This window comes from Brachybacterium sp. P6-10-X1 (assembly GCF_001969445.1).
In the GTDB taxonomy this organism is placed as follows: Bacteria; Actinomycetota; Actinomycetes; order Actinomycetales; family Dermabacteraceae; genus Brachybacterium.
Map to the genome: position 1 here is coordinate 2,183,647 of NZ_CP017297.1, position 19,641 is coordinate 2,203,287.

At 71.8% G+C, this 19,641-nt stretch carries 17 protein-coding genes, 1 tRNA gene and 1 pseudogene; 6 read left to right on the forward strand and 13 right to left on the reverse strand.

Going from position 1 to position 19,641, the window contains the following annotated elements:
* Nucleotides 1-13 precede the first annotated feature (13 nt).
* The gene (gene hemL, locus BH708_RS20340) at nt 14-1,345 is read left to right on the forward strand and encodes a glutamate-1-semialdehyde 2,1-aminomutase (RefSeq protein WP_076808440.1); all 1,332 of its coding nucleotides are present in this window, start codon (nt 14-16) and stop codon (nt 1,343-1,345) included.
* Nucleotides 1,346-1,926: 581 nt separating this feature from the next.
* Here hemL and BH708_RS20345 read toward each other — a convergent pair.
* Nucleotides 1,927-3,219 (reverse strand): annotated as a pseudogene (locus BH708_RS20345) (DUF222 domain-containing protein); the annotation flags it as partial.
* Nucleotides 3,220-3,731: 512 nt separating this feature from the next.
* Here BH708_RS20345 and BH708_RS10000 point away from each other — a divergent pair.
* Nucleotides 3,732-3,805 (forward strand) — tRNA-Met (locus tag BH708_RS10000).
* Between the two features lie 43 nt (nt 3,806-3,848).
* Here BH708_RS10000 and BH708_RS10005 read toward each other — a convergent pair.
* Both BH708_RS10005 and BH708_RS10010 read right to left on the reverse strand, forming a co-directional pair.
* A complete protein-coding gene (locus tag BH708_RS10005; RefSeq protein WP_076808443.1) occupies nt 3,849-4,367 on the reverse strand; it encodes a GNAT family N-acetyltransferase in 519 nt (172 codons plus the stop codon).
* Nucleotides 4,364-4,822 carry an HIT family protein gene (locus BH708_RS10010; RefSeq protein ID WP_076808444.1) on the reverse strand — a complete coding sequence of 153 codons (459 nt, stop codon included), beginning with the start codon at nt 4,820-4,822 and terminating at the stop codon, nt 4,364-4,366. The genes BH708_RS10005 and BH708_RS10010 overlap by 4 nt, the downstream gene beginning before the upstream one ends.
* A gap of 39 nt (nt 4,823-4,861) precedes the next feature.
* Between BH708_RS10010 and BH708_RS10015 the strand changes: the two genes are divergently transcribed.
* Nucleotides 4,862-5,524, forward strand: a complete 663-nt coding sequence (locus BH708_RS10015; RefSeq protein WP_076808445.1) for a pentapeptide repeat-containing protein — start codon at nt 4,862-4,864, stop codon at nt 5,522-5,524.
* Between the two features lie 81 nt (nt 5,525-5,605).
* Complete coding sequence (locus BH708_RS10020) at nt 5,606-5,962, forward strand: glyoxalase/bleomycin resistance/extradiol dioxygenase family protein (RefSeq protein WP_076808446.1); 357 nt, start codon at nt 5,606-5,608, stop codon at nt 5,960-5,962.
* A gap of 83 nt (nt 5,963-6,045) precedes the next feature.
* Here BH708_RS10020 and BH708_RS10025 read toward each other — a convergent pair whose 3' ends face one another.
* From BH708_RS10025 to BH708_RS10055, 7 genes are read right to left on the reverse strand one after another with little or no spacing between them, the layout of a single operon-like run.
* Nucleotides 6,046-6,570: a CoA-binding protein gene (locus BH708_RS10025; RefSeq protein ID WP_076808447.1), complete on the reverse strand. Its 525-nt coding sequence runs from the start codon at nt 6,568-6,570 to the stop codon at nt 6,046-6,048.
* A complete protein-coding gene (locus BH708_RS10030) occupies nt 6,567-7,955 on the reverse strand; it encodes an O-acetylhomoserine aminocarboxypropyltransferase/cysteine synthase family protein (RefSeq protein WP_371330001.1) in 1,389 nt (462 codons plus the stop codon). The genes BH708_RS10025 and BH708_RS10030 overlap by 4 nt, the downstream gene beginning before the upstream one ends.
* Nucleotides 7,952-9,190, reverse strand: coding sequence for a dimethylsulfone monooxygenase SfnG (gene sfnG, locus BH708_RS10035; RefSeq protein WP_076808448.1), 1,239 nt, complete (start codon nt 9,188-9,190; stop codon nt 7,952-7,954). Before sfnG ends, BH708_RS10030 begins: the two co-directional genes overlap by 4 nt.
* Before the next feature lie 53 nt (nt 9,191-9,243).
* Nucleotides 9,244-11,385 (reverse strand): acetate--CoA ligase, encoded by a 2,142-nt coding sequence (gene acs / locus BH708_RS10040; protein WP_076808449.1) that lies wholly within the window; start codon nt 11,383-11,385, stop codon nt 9,244-9,246.
* Nucleotides 11,382-12,188 (reverse strand): ABC transporter permease, encoded by an 807-nt coding sequence (locus tag BH708_RS10045; RefSeq protein ID WP_076811096.1) that lies wholly within the window; start codon nt 12,186-12,188, stop codon nt 11,382-11,384. Before BH708_RS10045 ends, acs begins: the two co-directional genes overlap by 4 nt.
* A 38-nt stretch (nt 12,189-12,226) precedes the next feature.
* A complete protein-coding gene (locus BH708_RS10050; RefSeq protein ID WP_076808450.1) occupies nt 12,227-13,255 on the reverse strand; it encodes an aliphatic sulfonate ABC transporter substrate-binding protein in 1,029 nt (342 codons plus the stop codon).
* A complete protein-coding gene (locus BH708_RS10055; RefSeq protein ID WP_083713461.1) occupies nt 13,252-14,154 on the reverse strand; it encodes an ABC transporter ATP-binding protein in 903 nt (300 codons plus the stop codon). The genes BH708_RS10050 and BH708_RS10055 overlap by 4 nt, the downstream gene beginning before the upstream one ends.
* A gap of 504 nt (nt 14,155-14,658) precedes the next feature.
* On the opposite strand from BH708_RS10055, the gene BH708_RS10060 reads away from it, so the two are divergent.
* A complete protein-coding gene (locus BH708_RS10060; protein ID WP_076808451.1) occupies nt 14,659-15,480 on the forward strand; it encodes a C40 family peptidase in 822 nt (273 codons plus the stop codon).
* A 96-nt stretch (nt 15,481-15,576) separates the two neighbouring features.
* Here the strand turns inward: BH708_RS10060 and BH708_RS10065 are convergent, their stop codons facing one another.
* The 3 genes from BH708_RS10065 to BH708_RS10075 are packed head-to-tail and all read right to left on the reverse strand — an operon-like array spanning nt 15,577 to nt 18,492.
* On the reverse strand, nt 15,577-16,218 hold the full coding sequence (locus BH708_RS10065; RefSeq protein WP_253705295.1) for a GNAT family N-acetyltransferase: 642 nt from the start codon (nt 16,216-16,218) through the stop codon (nt 15,577-15,579).
* Entirely contained in the window at nt 16,215-17,333 is a 1,119-nt protein-coding gene (locus BH708_RS10070; RefSeq protein ID WP_076808452.1) for a glycosyltransferase family 1 protein, read from the reverse strand. The genes BH708_RS10065 and BH708_RS10070 overlap by 4 nt, the downstream gene beginning before the upstream one ends.
* Before the next feature lie 10 nt (nt 17,334-17,343).
* Nucleotides 17,344-18,492 carry an NAD-dependent epimerase/dehydratase family protein gene (locus tag BH708_RS10075; protein ID WP_076808453.1) on the reverse strand — a complete coding sequence of 383 codons (1,149 nt, stop codon included), beginning with the start codon at nt 18,490-18,492 and terminating at the stop codon, nt 17,344-17,346.
* Between the two features lie 147 nt (nt 18,493-18,639).
* On the opposite strand from BH708_RS10075, the gene folP reads away from it, so the two are divergent.
* Nucleotides 18,640-19,614, forward strand: a complete 975-nt coding sequence (gene folP, locus BH708_RS10080; protein WP_083713463.1) for a dihydropteroate synthase — start codon at nt 18,640-18,642, stop codon at nt 19,612-19,614.
* Nucleotides 19,615-19,641: the final 27 nt, after the last annotated feature.

The following is a 19,641-nucleotide window of genomic DNA, read 5'->3' on the forward strand; positions in this document are numbered from 1 at the left end:
CGAGGAGCACCCGATGACCTCCGCCCATGCCCCTGCCGCTGCCACCACCGCCTCCGCCGATCTCTTCTCCCGCGCCCAGCAGGTGATCCCCTCGGGCGTGAACTCGCCGGTGCGAGCCTTCGGCTCGGTCGGCGGCACCCCACCGTTCCTCACCTCCGCACAGGGCGCGCTGCTGCACGACGCCGACGGCCGCGAGTACGTGGACCTGGTCGGGTCGTGGGGGCCGATGATCCTCGGCCACGCTCATGAGCCGGTCGTCGAGGCGGTGCGCGACGCGGCAGGGCGGGGGCTGTCCTTCGGCGCCCCGCAGTCCGGGGAGGTCGCGCTCGCCGAGGAGGTCGTCTCCCGGATCGCGCCGGTCGAGCAGCTGCGCCTGGTCAACTCCGGCACCGAGGCGACGATGAGTGCGCTGCGGGTGGCGCGAGCCGCGACCGACCGTGACGTGGTCGTGAAGTTCGCCGGCTGCTATCACGGGCATGTCGATGCCCTGCTGGCCGAGGCCGGCAGCGGCGTGGCGACCTTCGCGATGCCCGGCTCGGCCGGGGTCACCGCCGCGACCGCGCGCGACACCGTCGTGCTGCCCTACGGGGATCGTGAGGCCGTCTCGGCCCTGTTCGCCGCGCGGGGCGGGGAGATCGCCGCCGTGATCACGGAGGCGGCGCCGGCGAACATGGGCGTCGTGCCTCCGCGCGAGGAGGACGGGATCGGCTTCAACCGCTTCCTGGCCGAGACTGCGCACGCCAGCGGCGCCCTGCTGATCAGCGACGAGGTGCTCACCGGTTTCCGGGCGAGCCGCGAGGGCTACTACGGGGTCGATGGTGACGGCTGGGCCCCTGATCTGATGACGTTCGGCAAGGTGATCGGCGGCGGCCTGCCGGTCGGCGCCTTCGGAGGCCGGAAGGATCTGATGGGTCTGCTGGCCCCGGCGGGACCGGTCTACCAGGCGGGCACCCTGTCGGGGAATCCGCTGGCGACGGCCGCAGGTCTGGCCACTTTCGCCGAGCTGGACGAGACGGCATACGCGACCTTGGCCTCGACCTCGCGGGCTCTGCAGCAGATGGTCGCCGATGCGCTGACCACGGCAGGCGTGCCCCACGTGATCCAGAATGCCGGGACCCTGTTCTCCGTGTTCTTCCGCGAACAGCCGGTGACCGGCTACGACGACGCGAAGGTGCAGGACACCGCGGCGTTCACCCGGTTCTTCCACGCGATGCTGGATGCTGGTGTGTACCTGCCGCCGTCGGCCTTCGAGGCCTGGTTCGTCTCGACCGCCCACACCCCGGAGGTGCTGGATCGGATCGCCGACGCGCTGCCGGGTGCCGCGAGAGCCGCCGCGTCGGTCTGACCGGGCGGGGCCCGCGCCCCGTCGATGAGTGATCGGCACCGGGTGCCGGGCCGGGGCCGGGCCGCCTGATCGAGCCCGTCCGGTGCTGCCGGTCGTTCGCGCGGCGCGAGCCTCGGGGCGGCCGCGGACGTGTCGCCCTGGTCATCGCCCTCCGGCGTGGGCGTGGGGTCCCCGTCGAATCGCAGGCCGGGGTCGGCGCCGGGAACCGCGTCGATGACGGTCGATCCTCCTGCGGTGACCGCCGGCTCCGTGCGGAGATCCCCGCCAGGGCTCTCGGGCACACCCACGGGTTCTTCGTCGGACGGCCCTGCCTCGAGAGCTTCCGGGAGGGCTTCCCTCTCGGTGTCATCGCCCGCGATGTCGGTCCGGTCCGTGCCGGATGCCGACGCGGTCTCGTCCACCGGGGAGGCCGGCGTCTCGACGGGCGCCGTGAAGCGTGCGGCGCCGGTGGTCCGCGTGGTGCCGTTGCGGCTCGTCCAGCGCACCCGGTGGCCGGGCTTGCTTCGATCACGCTCGACGGAGGTGGTCTGGTTCTCCTTGTCGTTGCAGTAGGCGCACAGACCCTGCCCGTTGTCGAGGAAGGTGTGGCCACCGGCCGCATGGGGGCGGATGTGATCGCTCTGGCGGATCGGTGCATTGCAGTGCGGCCCGCGGCAGATCAGGTCCCGCCAGCGGATGAAGCGCGCCAGACCCTTCGGGAACTCGCGGGCGACCGACTCGACGGCGACCAGCTCCCCGGTGGTGGGGTGGGTGTACAGCCGTCGCAGGGCCAGGCGGGCGGCGGCGCCGTCGTCGCCGCCGAGCTCGTCGGCGCCCTGGTCGCTCAGCGCGCGCAGGGGCCCGCGGAGGTCCTCCCGGACGGACTCGGCAGGCACCGGGCCATAGCCCTCGATGTGCGCCGGATCCCCGCGCTGCGGGTCGAGCAGGGTGCGATCGGTGATGATCACGCCGATGTCCAGGTCGGTGCGGTCCATGCCGTCCTCCGCTCCGAGGAGGGTGTCGACGAAGGCATCCGCCTGGATCTGCTGGTGCCCGCGCCGATCCCCGGTCGCGCGCAACCGTTCGGCCTCGAGGGAGAGTCGTTTCCGGATCGTGTTCGCCGCCAGGGCGGGCAGGTGGGCACGGAGGGTCGCCATACCGTTCTGTCCGCGCCGCAGGGTCACGCTGCGGCGCTGCCGGGCGCGGTGATGACGCTTCGCCTCCCCGTCGGGATCGGCCTCCGCGATGGCGGCCGCGACGGCGCCGTTCCACTGCTCGGACCCGCAGCTGTCCATCTCCGCCAGGCGGGCGCCGAGGATCGCATCGACGTGCTCGCGCTGAGCAGGCGTGAGCGGTCCGAGCGAGGTGGCGGTGGAACGGGCGCCGGTGGCGGTGAGCCGCCCGGTCGCCATCGCCGTGAGCATCTCCGGCATCGAGTCGACCAGCCGGCGGGCCGCGGCGAGGGTACGGCTCGCGGTGGCGGGTGCGCGCCGGGTGCTCATCGAGATGTCGCGGGCGGTGGAGTTCTCGGCCCGGATCTCGGTCGTCGCTTCCGAGGCGGAGGCATCGGCCTCCTGCGCGGCCTCGGCCAGAGCTTCGGCGCGGAGCTCGGCGCGCGTCGCATCGGCGTGGCCGACCATGGCTCGCATCTCCAGCGCGTCCATCGCAGCGCGCTGTTCCTGCAGGCGCTTGATCACGGCCGAGTACTGGTCCGAGGTGGCCCCGGAGATCGTGAAGAGGCCACCGGGATCGGTGGCCAGCTCGGCGAGCAGGAATCCCTGGTCTCCGAGCAGCTCGGCCAGCGCGGCCGGCCCTTGTTCGCGGACGGCATCGAGCAGCTGGCGGGTCGGATCCTCGACCCCCGCCGCCTCGAACCCCTGCGCGAAATCCTTCATGTCTCCATCATCCGCTCAGGCGCCGACAATCGAAGCCTGCGGGAACGAATGTGGAAAACCTCCTTGTGGGGAGGAAGGATGGTGACGTCGAGTCCGACCTTCGAGATGCGCATCTCGAGACGCGAGCGTCGAGCGGCACGAGTAGTGCTCTCTTCGCAGGTCCCGAAGCCCTTCGCCCCATCAGCGGATCGCACGGCCGAGGGCTCGGCGTCGACGACCACGGCTCATCTCCTGCCGAATGTGGATGACCACCCCCCCGTGAAGGAAAAGCATGATCGGCGGACGCGATCACACACTTCTGGCGCGGAATTGTGCACGATTCGGAAGACATTGTTGATAACTGCCCTGTGTGGAGGAAGGTCCGCACCGCGTCGCGCTCCGGATTCCGGCGCGCGAGAGATGGTGAACCTCCTCGACGCCCCGCGTCCCCCTGCGTCGGTTGATGACGGGACGCTCGACAGCGTCAGGCCCGAGCCTCGAGGATGGAGTCGTGTCGCCGGTCCCCGACGCATCGCTCCGTAGCTCAGCCCGGGAGAGCAGCTCCCCCATAAGGAGTGGGTCGCAGGTTCGAATCCTGCCGGAGCGTCGCCCGGTGATCGGGATTGCTCCCGCGGATCAGTGGTCGGCGCTCACCTCGGGACGTTCGCCGTGCTCCGCACCAGCACCGCTCCCTGCTCGTCCCCGCATCCCGAGTCCGAGAACCCCAGAGCCTCGTACAGCCGTCGCGCCCGGTCGTTCTCCCTGCTCACGTGCAGACTCACCCGATCGACCCCGTATTCACGGGCCCGGTGCAGCAGGGCCTCCATCAGGGCGCGGCCCACACCACGGCCACGCGCCTCCTGCTCGACCGCGACGACGAGCTCCGGGACGTCCTCGGCGAGGAATCCGGCACGGTGGTCGACGACGGTGAAGAATCGGCACCATGCCGCCCCGATCGCTCTCCCCGTGCCGCTGTCACGAGCGATCACCCCGATATCGCCGGCGCGCCGGCCGAAGTCGTCGATGTACGAGTCCGCACCGCACGTCGCCCGGTGCCGCGTGAAGGAGTCCTCGTCCCACGCCTCGCGCCATCTCCACGCCGCATGGATCGCCCGCTCCAGCACGCCGATGTCGTCGGCCGTCGCGTCGACCAGCACGAGCGGACTCACCGCGCGACCCCGTCCCGCAGCGCGGGGAGCCAATCCCCCGGGAGCTCGTGCGCCGACCGTCCTTCCGGCCACGTCTCGAGCCCGTCTCCGTCCCAGCGCGGGACGACGTGCAGGTGCAGATGGCCCACGGACTGCCCCGCCGCCGCTCCGCTGGCATGGAGGACGTTGACGCCGGCCGCTCCGAGAACCGCCTGCATGCCGCGGGCGAGAGCCTGGGCACACGAGGTGACGGCCTGCAGGACGTCGGCCGGCGCATCCTGCATCCCGATCACGTGCGCCTGGGAGATGACCAGGCAGTGTCCCGGAGCCAGACTGCTGTCCGGCAGCGGGAGCAGCGCCGACGCCCGGTCCCCTCGGTGGACCCATGCGGCGGTCCCGCGCCCCTCCAGCAGCGCGCAGAACACGCAGGGTCCGCCGTCGGCCGACGGAGGGGGCTGAGAGGATCGGCGCTCCATCGTCCCAGGCTCGCACGACAAGACCTCCCGAGGAGTCCCATGCGCCCCCGCTCCACCACCCGCCGACCCGTCCTCGAGCGGCTCGTGCTGCCCGAGCTGCAGGATCTCGAGGCCGACGAGCTGCACGCCCAGGGCACGTACGACGCCGTGCGGGTCACCGGCGGAGATCTCTCCGGCCGCGATCTGACCGGCGCCACCTTCACCGAGTGCGAGCTGCTCGGCGTCACCGCCCACGAGGCGGTCCTGCAGCACGCCCGGCTGATCGAGACCCGGATCGACCGGCTGAATGCGCCGGTCCTGAACGCCACGCGCTCCACCTGGCGGGACGTGGAGCTGACCGGTTCCCGGATCGGCGCGCTGGACATCGACGACACGGAGGTGCGGCAGGCCCGCCTCGTCGGCAGCAAGCTCGACTGGCTGAATCTGCGCGCCTCCACCCTCGAGGACGTGCTGTTCGAGGACTGCACGATCGAGGAGCTCGACCTCACCGGGGCGACCGCGGCCCGTGTCGCCTTCGTGAACTGCCGCGCCGGCAGCGTCTCCCTCGCCCACGCGCGGCTGGCGGACGTGGACCTGCGGGGTCTCGAGATGGGCGCGATCGGCAACCTCGAGGGGATGAAGGGGGCGACGCTCGACGCCCAGCAGGTCGCGGTGCTGGCCCCTGCGTTCGCACATCACCTGGGGATCCGCGTCGAGGGGTGATCATCGGTCCCTCCCCGGGCCCCTCGCCCGCCCCCGTACTACGCTGGCGCCGAGCTCATACCCCGACGAAGGAGTCGCCCGATGCCCGGGATCCGTGCCCTCACCCTCCTCGTGGAGGATCCGTCCGCCGCCGCCATCTCCCTGCGCGACGTCGCGGGCTGGAGCATCGAGGCCGACTTCGGCAGCTTCGCCTCGCTGACCGCACCGGACAGCATCCCGCTGTGGCTCAACGCCCCGGGGGACGGCGAGGAGCCTTCGCGCGGGATCGTCCTCCACATGGTCTGCGAGGACGTCGACGCGGCCTTCGGGCAGGCTGTCTCCCGGGGCGCCGCCGCCGTTCGGGAACCGACGGACATGGACTTCGGGGAGCGCTCGGCCTGCGTGCGGATCGCTGCCGTTCCCGGCATCACGATCGACTTCTCGCGTCCGCTGACCTGACCCGTCCGGCCCGCTCCCGCCCCCGCGCAGCAGAACGCGGGCCGAGGTGATCCCCGACCCGCGCCTGATGCGCGATCGTACGCTCAGCGGCGGCCGCTGACCCGCTGCTTCTTCGAACTGATCTCCCCCGTGTTGAAGCCCGCGAGGTGCAGCCCGCCGTGGAAGCGGGCGTGCTCGATCTTCACGCAGCGGTCCATCACGACGTCCAGGCCGGCGCCCTCGGCGAGCGCGGCGGCCTCCTCGTTCCACGATCCCAGCTGCAGCCACAGCGCTCCCGCGCCGACGTCCACGGCCTCCTGCGCCACGCCCGGCAGGTCGGCGTCCTTGCGGAAGACGTCCACCAGGTCGGGGACCACCGGGAGGTCGGCGAGCGAGTCGTGGGCGGGCCGGCCCAGGATGGTCTCGGCCCGGGGGTTGACGAAGTACACCTCGTAGGGCGAGCTGGAGAGCAGGTAGGTCGCCACGAAGTAACTGGCCCGCGCCGGATTCGCGGAGGCGCCGACGATCGCGATCGAGCGAGCGCGGCGCAGGATCCCGAGCCGCTCCGGGGCCGACGGGCCCTGCCAGGTCCGCTGAACCTGCTGGGTCTGCTGTGCCGTATCCGTCATCGCTGCACTCCCGTCGCGGCCGTGATCGCCTGGTCGAGGTCCCACAGGATGTCCTCGATGTCCTCGAGGCCCACGGAGATCCGGATCAGGTCCGGGCGCACCCCGCCCTCGAGGAGCTGCTGCTCGGACAGCTGCTGATGGGTGGTCGAGGCCGGGTGGATCACCAGGGTGCGGGCATCGCCGATGTTCGCCAGATGCGAGGCGAGCTGCAGATTCTCCATCACGGCCTCGCCGGTGGCGCGGGCCGCGGCGGCCTGCTCCTCGTCGCCGGCGAACTCCCCGGCCGGCTCGACCCCGAAGGCGAAGACGGCACCGGGGCCCAGCGGCAGGTATCGCGCAGCGCGCTCATGATGCGGATGTGAATCCAGTCCGGCCCAGGTCACGTAGGACACCCGCGGATCCGTCTCGAGCCACTGCGCCACCGCCCTCGCCCCGGCGAGGTGGGCGTCCATGCGCTGCGGGAGCGTCTCGACGCCCTGCAGCAGCTGGAAGGCGGCCTGCGCGGACAGCGAGGGCCCGATGTCGCGCAGCTGCTCGGAGCGCAGCTTGGTGAGGAAGCCGTACTCGCCGAAGTTGTCCCACCACCTGATGTCGCCGTAGGACGCCACCGGCTCGGTCATCGAGGGGAACTTCCCATTGCCCCAGTCGAAGCGGCCGGACTCGACGACCACGCCGCCGAGGGTGGTGCCGTGCCCGCCCAGGAACTTGGTGGCGGAGTGGATGACGATGTCCGCCCCGTGCTCGAGCGGTCGCACCAGGTACGGGGTCGCCAGGGTCGCGTCGACCACCAGCGGCACGCCGTGCTCGTGCGCCACGGCGGCGAGGCCTTCGAGGTCGGCGATCTCGCCGGAGGGGTTGCCGATCACCTCGACGTAGAGCACCTTGGTCTCCTCGCGGAAGGCCGCGCGGAAGTCCGCCGGGTCCGAGGAGGCGACGAAGCCGGTCTCCACCCCGAAGCGGCGCAGGGTCACGTCGAGCTGGGTGACGGTTCCCCCGTACAGCTGCGCGGAGGAGACCACATGATCGCCGGCACCGACCAGCGCCGCGAAGGTGATGAACTCGGCGCTCATCCCCGAGGCGGTCGCGACCGCGCCGATGCCGCCCTCGAGGGAGGCGATGCGCTCCTCGAAGGCCGCGACGGTGGGATTGCCGATGCGGGAGTAGATGTTGCCGTACTTCTGCAGGGCGAACAGGTTCGCCGCGTCGGCCGCATCGTCGAAGACGAAGGACGTGGTCTGGTAGATCGGCACCGCCCGGGAGCCGTGCTGGGCGTCGGGCGTGCCGCCCGCGTGCAGGGCGCGGGTGCGGAAGCCGAAGCTGCGCTCCGGGGCCGACGGCACCGCGGGCGACGGCACCTGCTGGGTCTGTGGGGTCGTCTCGCTCACGCGGCCACCCCTGCCGTGGCCGGGTGGTCCGCCGGCAGCGTCTCGGCGGTCGCGGTCGCGGCCTCGTCGGCGCTGACGCCCGGGGCGACGGGCAGCAGCTCGGTGTTCAGCTCGGTGCCGCGGGTGCGGGCGAGGTCCTCCTCCTTCTCCCGCACGATCGGCAGCACGTCCCGACCGAAGGCGGCGACCTCCTCCTGGAAGTGGAGGTAGCAGGTCAGCATGAGGTTCACACCCACCTTCTTGTACTCGATGATGCGGTCGGCGATCTCCTCGGGGGTGCCGATGAGGCGGGTCTTGAAGCCGTCGTTGTACTGCACGAGATCCTCGAAGGACGAGCCGGCCCACATGCCCTTGCCGTCGGAGGTGGAGGCCCCGGCCTCCTGCACGGACTTCTGGAAGCCCTCGACGGCCGGGCGATGCGCCTTGGCGACGATCTCGCGAAGGGTCTCCTCCGCCTCGGCGCGGGACTCGCGGGCGATGACGAAGCCGTTCAGGCCGAACCTCGGCTGCCGACCGGCCTGCTGCGCCGACGCCAGCACCCCGGCGACGTTCTCCTCGTAGCCCTCGAGCGTGCGGCCGTTGGAGAAGTACCAGTCGGCGACGCGACCTGCCGCGGCCTGCGCGGCGGTGGAGTTGCCGCCGAAGAAGATCTCCGGGTGGGGGCGGCCGGGGACGTCGACGGGCCCCGGGTTCAGGGTGAAGTCGTCGATCGAGTAGTACGTCCCGTCCTGGGAGTACCCGCTCTCGGTGAGCAGGCCGCGCAGGGCGCTGATGAACTCCTCGGTGCGCACGTAGCGCTCGTCGTGCTCGAGCCAGGGCAGCCCGAACTTCACGAACTCGTCCTTCAGCCAGCCGGAGACGATGTTGACGGCCGCGCGGCCCCCCGAGATCTGGTCGGCGGTGATCAGCCACTTGGCGAGCACGCCGGGGTGCCACATGCCGGGGTGGAAGGCGGCGATCACGCGCAGGCGCTGGGTGGCCGCGAGGAGGGCGAGGGAGAAGGCGGAGGCCTCGTGCTGCTTGTCCGCACCGTAGCTGGCGGCATAGCGGGTCTGGGTCAGGGCGTACTCGAAGCCGGAGTCCTCCGCGATCCGGGCGAGGCGGGAGTTGTAGGGCAGCTGCCAGTCGGTGCGCTGCTCGATCGTGGAGACGACGAGGCCGCCGGAGACGTTCGGCACCCAGTAGGCGAACTTCAGCGGGGTCTCGAAGGTCGAGGTGGGGACGGTGATGCTCATGGGTCCTCCAGGGTCGGGGTCGGTCGGGTCGGGGTCGATCGGGTCGGGGTCGGTCAGCTCTGCGGGGCGACGGCGGGGTCCTCGGTGGGGAGAGCGGCGAGGACTGCGGCGACGGCGTCGACGGCCTCGGGGTTCTGCAGGGAGGTGATGTCCCCCAGCGGCTGCGGCTCGCGCCCCGCGCGGCGAGCCCGCTCGGCGTGGACCAGCTGGGCGAGCAGGCGGCGCATGATCTTGCCGGAGCGCGTCTTGGGCAGGTCCGGCACCTCGAGGATGTGCTTCGGCGTGGCGATCGGCCCGATCTCGCGGGCCGCCCGGGCGCGCAGCGCGGCCGGATCCAGCACGGCGGCGACCGGTGCAGTCCCGCCCGGTGCCGTCCCGCCCGGCGGCACCCCGTCTCCGCCGCTGGGCACGACGAACACCGCCACGGCCTGGCCGGTCAGGGCGTCGTCCACCCCGGCGGCGCCGGCCTCGGCGACCGACGGGTCAGCCACCAGCGCGGATTCGATCTCGATGGTGGACAAGCGGTGTCCGGAGACGTTCACGACGTCGTCCAGGCGGCCGAGGATCCAGAAGCAGCCGTCGGCGTCGACCGTGGCGGAGTCGCCCGCCACGTAGAACCCTCCGTGCTCTCCGCAGCCGGCGTAGTCCTTCCAGTAGGAGTCGCGATAGCGCTCCGGGTCGCCCCACACGGTGCGGGCCATCCCGGGCCAGGGCCGACGGGCCACCAGCGTGCCGGCCACGCCCGGCGGCTGCTCGGCGCCGGTCGCGTCCACCACGGCCAGGTCGATGCCAGGCAGCGGCACGGTCGCCGAGCCGGGCTTCAAGGTCGTCACACCCGGCAGCGGGGCGAGCATGGCGGCGCCGGTCTCGGACTGCCACCAGGTGTCGATGATCGGCAGCTCGCCGCGGCCGAAGGTGCGGTGGAACCACACCCAGGCCTCGGGGTTGATGGCCTCGCCGACGGTGCCCAGCAGCCGCAGCGAGGACAGGTCGTGGCCGGCCGGCAGCTCGCTGCCGAACCAGGACATGAAGGTGCGGATCAGGGTGGGCGCGGTGTAGTAGACGGTGACCCCGTAGCGCTCGATGATCTCCAGGTGCCGCTCGCGGGTGGGTTCGCCCGGGGTCCCCTCGTAGATCACCTGGGTGAGGCCGTTGCTGAGCGGGCCGTAGATCTCGTAGGTGTGGGCGGTGACCCAGGCGAGGTCCGCGGTGCACCAGTGGACGTCCTCGGGCTTCGCGTCGAAGTGGGCCCAGTGCGCCCAGGAGGCGTGGGCGAGGTAGCCCCCTGCGGTGTGCACGAGACCCTTGGGCTTCCCGGTGGTGCCGGAGGTGTAGATGATGAACAGCGGATGCTCGGCGTCGAAGGCCTCCGGCTCGTGGATCTCGGAGGCGACGCCCACGGTCTCGTGCCACCACACGTCCCGGCCCGCGGTCCAGGCGATGTCGCCCCCGGTGCGGCGCACCACCAGCACGTGCTCGAGGTGCTCGAGGTCGCGGGCGGCCTCGTCGGCGGCGGACTTCACCTCCACGGCCCTCCCCCGGCGGAACTGTCCGTCGGAGGTGACCAGGAGCTTCGCGCGGGTGTCCTGGAGCCGGAAGCGCACGGCCTCGGCGCTGAAGCCGCCGAAGACGAGGGAGTGCACGGCGCCGATCCGGGCGCAGGCGAGCGCGATGACGACGGTCTCGACCAGCACCGGGAGGTAGACGACGACGCGGTCGCCGGGACCGATGCCGAGGTCGGTGAGAGCGTTCGCGGCTCGGCTCACCCGGTCTTGGAGGTCCGCGTAGGTGACGGACTCGCGGTCCCCTCCCTCGCCCTCGAAGTGCAGGGCGACCCGGGTGCCGTTGCCGGCACGGACATGACGGTCCACGCAGTTCTCGGCGACGTTCACGCGACCTCCGACGAACCAGCGGGCGGCGGGCACGCTCAGCGCACCGGTGCCGGCCTCGGGGGTCGGCGGGTCCCACTCGTGGGCGGTGTGCCACGGGGTGCGCCACTCCAGGCGCCGCGCGGCGTCGGCCCAGAAGGCGATCGGATCGGCCGACGCCGTCTCGTAGATGCCCGCGTCGACGTTCGCCCGCGCGGTGACCGCGGCGGGCGGCGGGTAGCTGCGCGCTTCGACCAGCCGCGCCTCGGAGCCGGCCGAGGCGTCGGCGACAGCAGCGTCGGCGATGGCAGCGTCGGCGAGGGTCATGTCCACCTCTTCAGCAGCTTCTTCTCGGCCAGCCCGAGCAGGGCGTTGGACAGCGAACCCAGCACGGCCAGCAGCACGATGGTCAGCAGGATCCGGTCCACGCGGCCGGTGGTCTGGGAGTCGTTGAGCAGGAATCCCAGGCCCATCGAGGAAGCGATCAGCTCGGCGGCGACCAGGAACAGCCAGGCCTGGGCCAGCGCGAGCCGCAGGCCGGAGACGACCGAAGGCAGCACGGCGGGCAGCTGGATGGTGCGGAACAGGGACCAGCCGCGCAGGCCGAAGCAGCGCCCGGCCTCCACCAGGTGGGGGTCGATGTGGCGCAGGGCGGCGGCCACGGTGGTGAACACGGGGAAGAAGGCGCCGATCGCGATCAGCGTGACCTTCGATTCCTCCCCGATCTGCAGCCACAGGATCAGCAGCGGCACCCAGGCGAGCGAGGGCACCGCGCGCAGGGCGGAGAGGGTCGGGTTCAGCAGCGCATCGCCCGCGCGGGACAGGCCCACCACCGCGGCGACCGCGAGACCGGCGACGGCCCCGGCCGCGAAGCCGATCAGCACGCGCTGGACGGAGATGGCGATGTGCAGGCCCAGCTCGCCCTGCTCGATCAGCTGCGCCCCGGCGCGGACCACGGCCAGCGGGCCGGGCAGGCGGTAGGCGGGGACCAGGCCGCTGGCGGTGGAGACCTGCCAGGCGACCAGGATCAGCAGCGGCAGCACGGCGCCGGCGGCGAGCCGGGTGCCGGGGCGGTCCCAGAAGCCGATGCGCCGCCCGACGGGCCCGGCCGGCGCGTCGGATCCGGCCACCGCGTCAGAACCCCTTGTGTCCGGCTCGACGGCGGTGCTCACTGCTGCTCCGCCGCGGCGGTCGCGAAGTCGGCGTGGACGATGGAGGAGACCGCCTCGGCCAGGGCATCGGTCCCGCCCGCGATGTCCCCGGAGTCCGCGAGCATCGGCGAGATCGCCTCGAGCACCGCCCGCTGGTCATCGCCCGGGACGCCGCTGACGTCCAGGTTGGAGCGCTGCTGGATCACGGTGGTGGCGATCTCGAGGTCGATCCCGGCCGCGTCGGCCAGCAGCTGCGCGGTGGCGTCGAGGTTCTGCAGCGCCCAGGTGCGGGCCTGCTCGTAGGCGTCGACCACCACCTGGGCGACGTCGGCGTGGTTGTCGATGAAGTCCTCGGTGGCGTTGAGGAACCCGTAGGTGTTGAAGTCGACGTTGCGGTAGACCAGCTGGGCTCCGGACTCCACCTCGGCGGCGGCCATGATCGGGTCCAGCCCGGCCCAGGCATCCACGGAGCCGCCGTCCAGGGCCGCGCGTCCGTCGGCGTGCTGGAGCAGCTGGATCGTGACGTCGTCCACGGTGAGGCCGGCTTCGGCCAGGGCCTGGACCAGGAAGAAGTAGGGGTCGGTGCCCTTGGTGGCGGCGACGGAGCGCCCGGCGAGGTCGGCCGGGCCGGTGATGTCGCTGTCGGGGCCGACGACGAGCGCCGACCACTCGGGCTGGGAGTAGATGTCGATGACCTTGATCGGGGAGCCGTTGGCGCGGGCCAGCAGCGCGGCCGATCCGGCGGTGGAGGCGACGTCGGCCGATCCTGAGCGCAGCAGCTCATTGGCCTTGTTGGAGCCGGCCGACTGCACCCACGACACGGTCACCGAGTCGCCCAGGGCGGTCTCGATCAGCTTCTGGTCGCGGATCATCAGGCTGAGCGGGTTGTAGGTGGCCCAGTCGATCGTGAGCTCGCCGGTCGACCACTGCCCGCCGCCGGTGGACTGCTGTGCGCCCTCTCCGGGGACGCAGGAGGCCAGGCCCATCCCGGCCACGGCGGAGAGGCCGAGGGCGGTGGCGGTGCGGCGGCTGATGCGGTGGGTCATGAGGGGTTCTCCGTGGTGGTGGGCTCGGCGGTGCGGGGGGCGGCAGGAGCTGCCTGCGGGGACCGGACGCCGAGGCCGGTGAGCAGCTCGACGCGGAGGGCTGCCAGGGCATGATCGGCGCGGTCACGGGGACGCTCCCCGGGCACGTCGACGGTGCGGGCGAGCGAGGAGGCGCTCGGCTCCTCGCGCAGGGAACGCAGCAGCAGGACGCGGTCGGCGAGGTGGAGAGCCTCCTCGACGTCATGGGTGACCACGAGGATCGTGGTGGGCTCGGCGGCGTGGATCTCCAGCAGCAGGTCCTGCATGCGCAGCCGGGTCAGGGCGTCCAGCGCGCCGAAGGGCTCGTCCAGCAGGAGCACCTCGGGACTGCGCGCCAGCGCCCGGGCCAGCGAGGCGCGCTGGGCCATGCCGCCGGAGACCTCGCGGGGCCGCTGGGCGGCGGCGTGCTCGAGGCCGACGAGCCGCAGCAGGTGCCGCACCCGCTCGCGACCTGCCTGCCGGGCGGTGCCGCGCGGCAGGCCCAGGGCCACGTTCTGCTCGAGGGTGCGCCAGGGCAGCAGGCGCGGCTCCTGGAAGGCGACCGCGGTGCGCTCGTCGGTGCCGCGGATCGCGGCGGCTCCGATGCGGATCGCCCCGTCGCTGGGGGCGTCGAGCCCGGCGACCAGGCGCAGCAGCGTGGACTTGCCGCAGCCGGAGGGGCCGACGACCGCGACGATCTCCCCCGAGTCGAGCTCGACGTCGAGATCGCGCAGCACGACCTGGCGGCCCTGCGGGGATTCGAAGGAGCGGGCGACCTGGTCCAGGCGCACGCCGTGCGGGCGCGGCGGCGGGCCTCCGGGACGCTCCCCAGGGGCAGAGCGCGCGTCGGGGATCGGGTCGGCGGACACCGTGCTGGTCATGCAGGCATCCTTCTGCCGACGGGGCGCTGCACGCCAGCACCCCGTCATACGCCGAAACATTCTCGGCCAGAAGGACCGCTGTGGACGGGCCGGGCCCGCACGACGCGAGAGCTGGCTCACATCAGCGGGGGGCACCCCTCGGCCCGCGGACCCGACGCCGTCGGTCCGCAGGATCCCGTCCTGCTGCGCGCCGAGGTGTTCGACGGGGTGACCCTGACCCTCCGGGAGTGGCGTGCGCCATCCCGGAAGGTCAAACCGACCCCGGTTCGGTGACCCACGTCCTCTCAGGCGTCAATGCTCCGTAAATCCCGCCGCCCGACTCGTTCAAGCCGGTACCGGGGCCCTGTGGGCGACTCCTACGGTGGATCTCGCATCGCCCGAACGGCCGGTCGATCGGCTCGGCACCACCCCGTTCCGACCCGCGACCTCTCGCCGACCGATGCCACGGACCACAGACCAGCGCTCGATCTCGCCACATGAGATCGAAAGGAATGATTCGCACTCATGGCACGACAGAACACCCACCGCGCCCACGGCCGCGCCGTCACTCCCCTCGCGACCTCCCACCGCGCCGCCCGCGGTCTCGGCGGAAGCGCCGTCCTGGGCGCCGTCCTCGTCGGCACCGCCTTCACCGGCGGCTCCGCCGCGATGGCGAACGACCAGGGTCTCGTCGGCGGCGACGAGGCGCCCAGCAGCTCCCAGTCCGCCCCCGCGCAGGATTCCGCCGACACCGGCCAGGAGACCCTGCGCCAGGGCGACTCCGGCGAGGCCGTCGAGGCGCTGCAGGACGCGCTCAACGCCGAAGGGGCCGACCTGCCCGAGACCGGGTACTTCGGCTCCATGACGCACGAAGCGGTCACGAGCTTCCAGACCGAGCAGGGCCTCGAGGTCGACGGCGTGGTGGGACCCGAGACCCACGGCGCGCTCGACGGCGACTCCGCCGAGACGGGCACGGCCTCCGCCGCGGGCGCGACCGCGGTGCCGACCTCCGACGGCAGCAGCTCGATCGTCGACGCCGCCCGCTCGGCGATCGGCACCCCGTACTCCTGGGGCGGCGACTCGATGAGCGGCATGGACTGCTCGGGCCTGGTGGCCTACGCCTACGAGGCCGCCGGCATCGACGTGCCGCGCACCTCCGGCGCACAGGCCGAGCAGGGACGCAGCATCTCAGAGGCCGAGGCCCAGCCCGGCGACCTCGTGACCTACCCGGGCCACATCGCGATCTACGCCGGCGACGGCAAGATCATCGACGCGTCCGGCTCCCAGGGCGAGGTCGTCGAGCGCGACATCTGGGGCAGCCCGACCGGGTTCGTCACCTACCGCTGATCGATCCCCCGGCCCCAGCGGCCGCACGCCCGAGGCCCGGTCCCGCCTGCGCGGGGCCGGGCCTCGGGCGTTCGTGGCACGTCGGCCACACCGTGATCAACTGCGCAGGCGGTGCTCCAGCGACGCCCTCACGCCCGACCACTCGTCCGCGAGGATCGAGTAGACCACGGTGTGGCGCAGGGTCCCGTCGGGCATGATCCGGTGCGCCCGCAGGATGCCGTCCTGCTGGGCGCCGAGCCGCTCCACGGCGCGACGGGACGCGATGTTCAGATGGTGGACCCGGAACTCCACGCCGAGACAGCCGAGCTGTTCGAAGGCATGTGTCAGGAGCACCAGCTTCACCGCGGCGTTCAGCCCGGTGCGGTGCACGGACCCCGCCAGATAGGTGGAGCCGATCTCGAGGCGGCGGTCGCGCACCGAGATGTTCAGGAACGTGGTGTGCCCGACGACCCGGTCGCTCGCACGATCGACCACGGCCCAGGAGACCGTCCTGCCCGCCTCGTCCGAGGCACGCTGGGCCGCGACCGCGCCGGCGACCTGCTCGGGTGAGGGAACATGGGGCGCATACGGGATCCGCCAGATCTCCCCGTCGGCCACGACCTCGCGCAGGCCCTGGACGTGCTGCGGTCCGAGCGGCTCGAGCCGCACCCGATCGCTGACGAGGACCACCCCGCGGGGCTGGTCCATCGCACCGGTGGGGACGGAGGCGGTGGCGGGGATCGGGGTCGTGGTGCTCACCGGTGCTTCTCGATCGCCATCTCGTAGTAGCGCAGCAGATCGTCGGAGGCGTTCTCCCAGGAGAACTTCTCCGCCTCCGCGCGGGCGGCCTCGCGGATGCGTCCGCGCAGCGCGCCGTCCCCGAGACGGGTCAGCGCCGCATCCAGGCTCGCCTCGTCCCCGGAATCGAACAGCAGCCCGTTCTCCCCATCGGTGACCTGCTCCATCGTCGGCCCCGAGCGGGCGGCGACCACCGGGAGCCCGGAGGCCATGCCCTCGAGGATCACCAGGCCCAGGGTCTCGGTGACCGAGGGGAACACGAAGGCGTCGGAGCTGGCGAAGGCGCTGGCGAGCTCCTCGCCGTCCATGAAACCGGGGAACAGCGTCGCGGTGCCGGCGAAGTGCCGCTCGAGCTCCGCGCGGTAGGGGCCGTCCCCCACGATCGCCAGGGCCACGTCGTCACGGCGCTCCATCATCGGCCGCAGGGTGTGGATCTCCTTCTCCGCGGCCAGCCGGCCCACGAAGACCAGCAGCTTCTTCTCCGGATGCCCCTCGGTCAGGCGCTCGCGCATCGACTCCGCGGCGAAGCGGGGATGGAAGGTCTCCGTGTCCACCCCGCGCCGCACCACGTGCAGGTCGCGCAGCCCCTTCTCGGCGAGCTCCGCGCGCATCGTCTCGGAGGTGGCGATGTTGACGTCGGCCAGCGCGTGGTTGCGCTTGATCTGCCACCACACGGGCCGCTTCCCCCAGCGATAGGCCTTGTACAGGTCCAGGTAGCGCGGGATGTGCGTGTGATAGCTCGCCACCAGCGGGATCCGCTGCCGGTGCGCGGCGAACGCGCCCGAGGAGGCCAGCAGCAACGGCTGGGCCGCGTGCACCACGTCCGGGTGGAAGCCGCGGATGATGCCGTCCACGGTGGGGTGGGGCAGGGTGAAACGGCGATGCTTGTAGAACGGCAGCGTCACCGGACGGATGCCCACCACCCTGGCCCCGTGGTACTCGGACACGCCGAGCGCAGGGGCGATCACCATGACCTCGTGTCCGAGGTCGGTGAACCGGTCGACGGCGTGGCGCAGGCGCGTCACCACGCCGTCGACGGACGGCACGAAGGTCTCCGTGACGATCGCGATCTTCACGGAAGGGTTCTCACTTCCAGGTGACGGTGGGCATGACCAGCTCGCGCTTGACCCGGTCGGTGTTGTTCATCGCGACCTTGAGCACCTCGGCGAGGTGTTCGTCGGTCAGCAGGTGCGGCTGCAGGCCCAGGTCCAGCAGGTTCGTGTTGACCGCGTTGTAGTAGTGGTCGTACTTCTCCACGCGCGGGTTCTCGGTGGTGGCCAGCTCGACGTCCAGGCCCAGGTCGCGACCCACCTTCTGCACCTTCTCGGCCAGCTCCTTGACGGAGAACTGCTCGGTGAACTGGTTGTAGACGCGGAACTCGCCGCGGTCGGCAGGGTTCTCGCAGGCGATCTCGATGCAGCGCACGGTGTCCTGGATGTCCAGGTAGCCGCGGGTCTGGGAGCCGTTGCCGTAGACCGTGAGGTCGTGGCCGATGGCCGCCTGGATGATGAAGCGGTTCATGGCCGTGCCGAACACCGCGTCGTAGTCGAAGCGGTTGACCAGGCGCGGGTCGAGGCGGGTCTCGTCGGTCTCCAGGCCGTAGACGACGCCCTGGTTGAGATCGGTGGCGCGGATGCCCCAGATCTTGCAGGCGAACATGATGTTGTCGCTGTCGTGCACCTTGGTGAGGTGGTAGAACGACCCCGGCTGCTTGGGGTAGGGCAGGCGGTCCGTGCGGCCCTTGTGCTCGACCTCGATCCAGCCCTCCTCGATGTCGATGTTCGGCTGGCCGTACTCGCCCATGGTGCCGAGCTTGACGAGGTGGCAGTCCGGGGCGAAATCCTTGATCGCCCACAGCACGTTCAGGGTGCCCTCGACATTGTTGCGATGGTTCTCGATCGCGTGCTCGCGATCGATCATCGAGTAGGGCGCGGAGCGGTGCTCGGCGAAGTGCACGTAGGACTCCGGCTGGACCTCCTGGAAGACCTTCGCGACCGCGTCGTAGTCCGTCAGATCGGCGATCTCGACCGCGATGTCCTTGCCGGAGACCTCCTTCCACGCCGCCACGCGCTCCTGCAGCGGAAGGATCGGGGTCACCGAGTTGGAGCCCAGCTCCTCGTCGATCTCGCGCCGCACCAGGTTGTCCATGATGGTGACGTCATGGCCCTTCTGCGAAAGATACAGAGCAGTGGGCCATCCGCAGAATCCATCTCCGCCGGCGACGACGATCTTCATGGGGTGAGTCCTTCCAGGGGTCCGGGTCCCGGCCTGCGGAAAGGCACCGCATCCGGATCGTGTAGTTTCGTGGTCATCTCACGATAGTGCAGGTCGGGTGCCGCTCAAAGATGAGGAACACCCGCGTGAACAGCGAAGGAACCCGCCATGACGAACGCCTACGACGACAGCTCGCCGGAGAGTTCCCTCACGGCGGACGCCACTCTAGCCCGCACGGCTGAAGCTCCGGTGGGCGACCGGGCGCGGCTCCCGCGTCCGGAGGCCCCGGCCCCCCGTCCGCTGCCGGACACCAGCACGCGTGTGCTGGTGATGGGCATCGTCAACCGCACCAGGGACTCCTTCTTCGACGAGGGCCGCACCTGGGCTCTGGAGACCGCGGTCGCCGCCGGTCTCGAGGCTGCTGCGGCGGGCGCCGACATCATCGACGTGGGCGGCGTGAAGTTCGCCCCGGGCGCGCCGCTGCCGGCAGCCGAGGAGATCGACCGCGTGGTCCCGGTGCTCCGGGCGCTGCGCCGCGAGCTGCCCGTGCACGTGCTGCTGTCGGTGGACACCTTCCATGCCTCCGTCGCCGCGGCGAGCATCGAGGTGGGGGCGGACCTGATCAACGACACCACCGGGCTGTCGGACCCCGACATGGCCTCGACCGTCGCCCGCACGGGGGCTTCGCTGGTGATCACGCACTCGCTGGCCCACCCTCGGCAGGAGTACCCCCGGCCGCGGTACGAGGACGTCGTCGAGGAGGTGCGGGACTTCCTCGCCGCCCGCCTGGAACGGGCGCTCGAGGCCGGCGTCCCGCGCGGGAGGATCGTCCTCGACCCCGGACCGGATCTCAACAAGAACACCCTGCAGACCCTGGAGCTGCTGCGTGACTGGTCCGAGTACACCTCCCTCGGGCTGCCGGTGCTGGCGGCGCTGTCCCGCAAGGACGTGATCGGCGAGTCGCTGGGTCTGGCCAAGGAGGAGCGGCTGGAGGGCTCGCTCGCCGCGGCCGCCTGGGCCATGCGCCAGGGTGCCCGCGTCCTGCGGGTCCACGACGTCGCCGCCACCGTGCGCATGGTGCGCATGCTCGAGGTCCTGTCCGGCTGGCGCGAGCCCGCCGGCCCGCTGATCCACAACATGTGAGCGGCGGGGCGCCGCGGCTCGACGGTC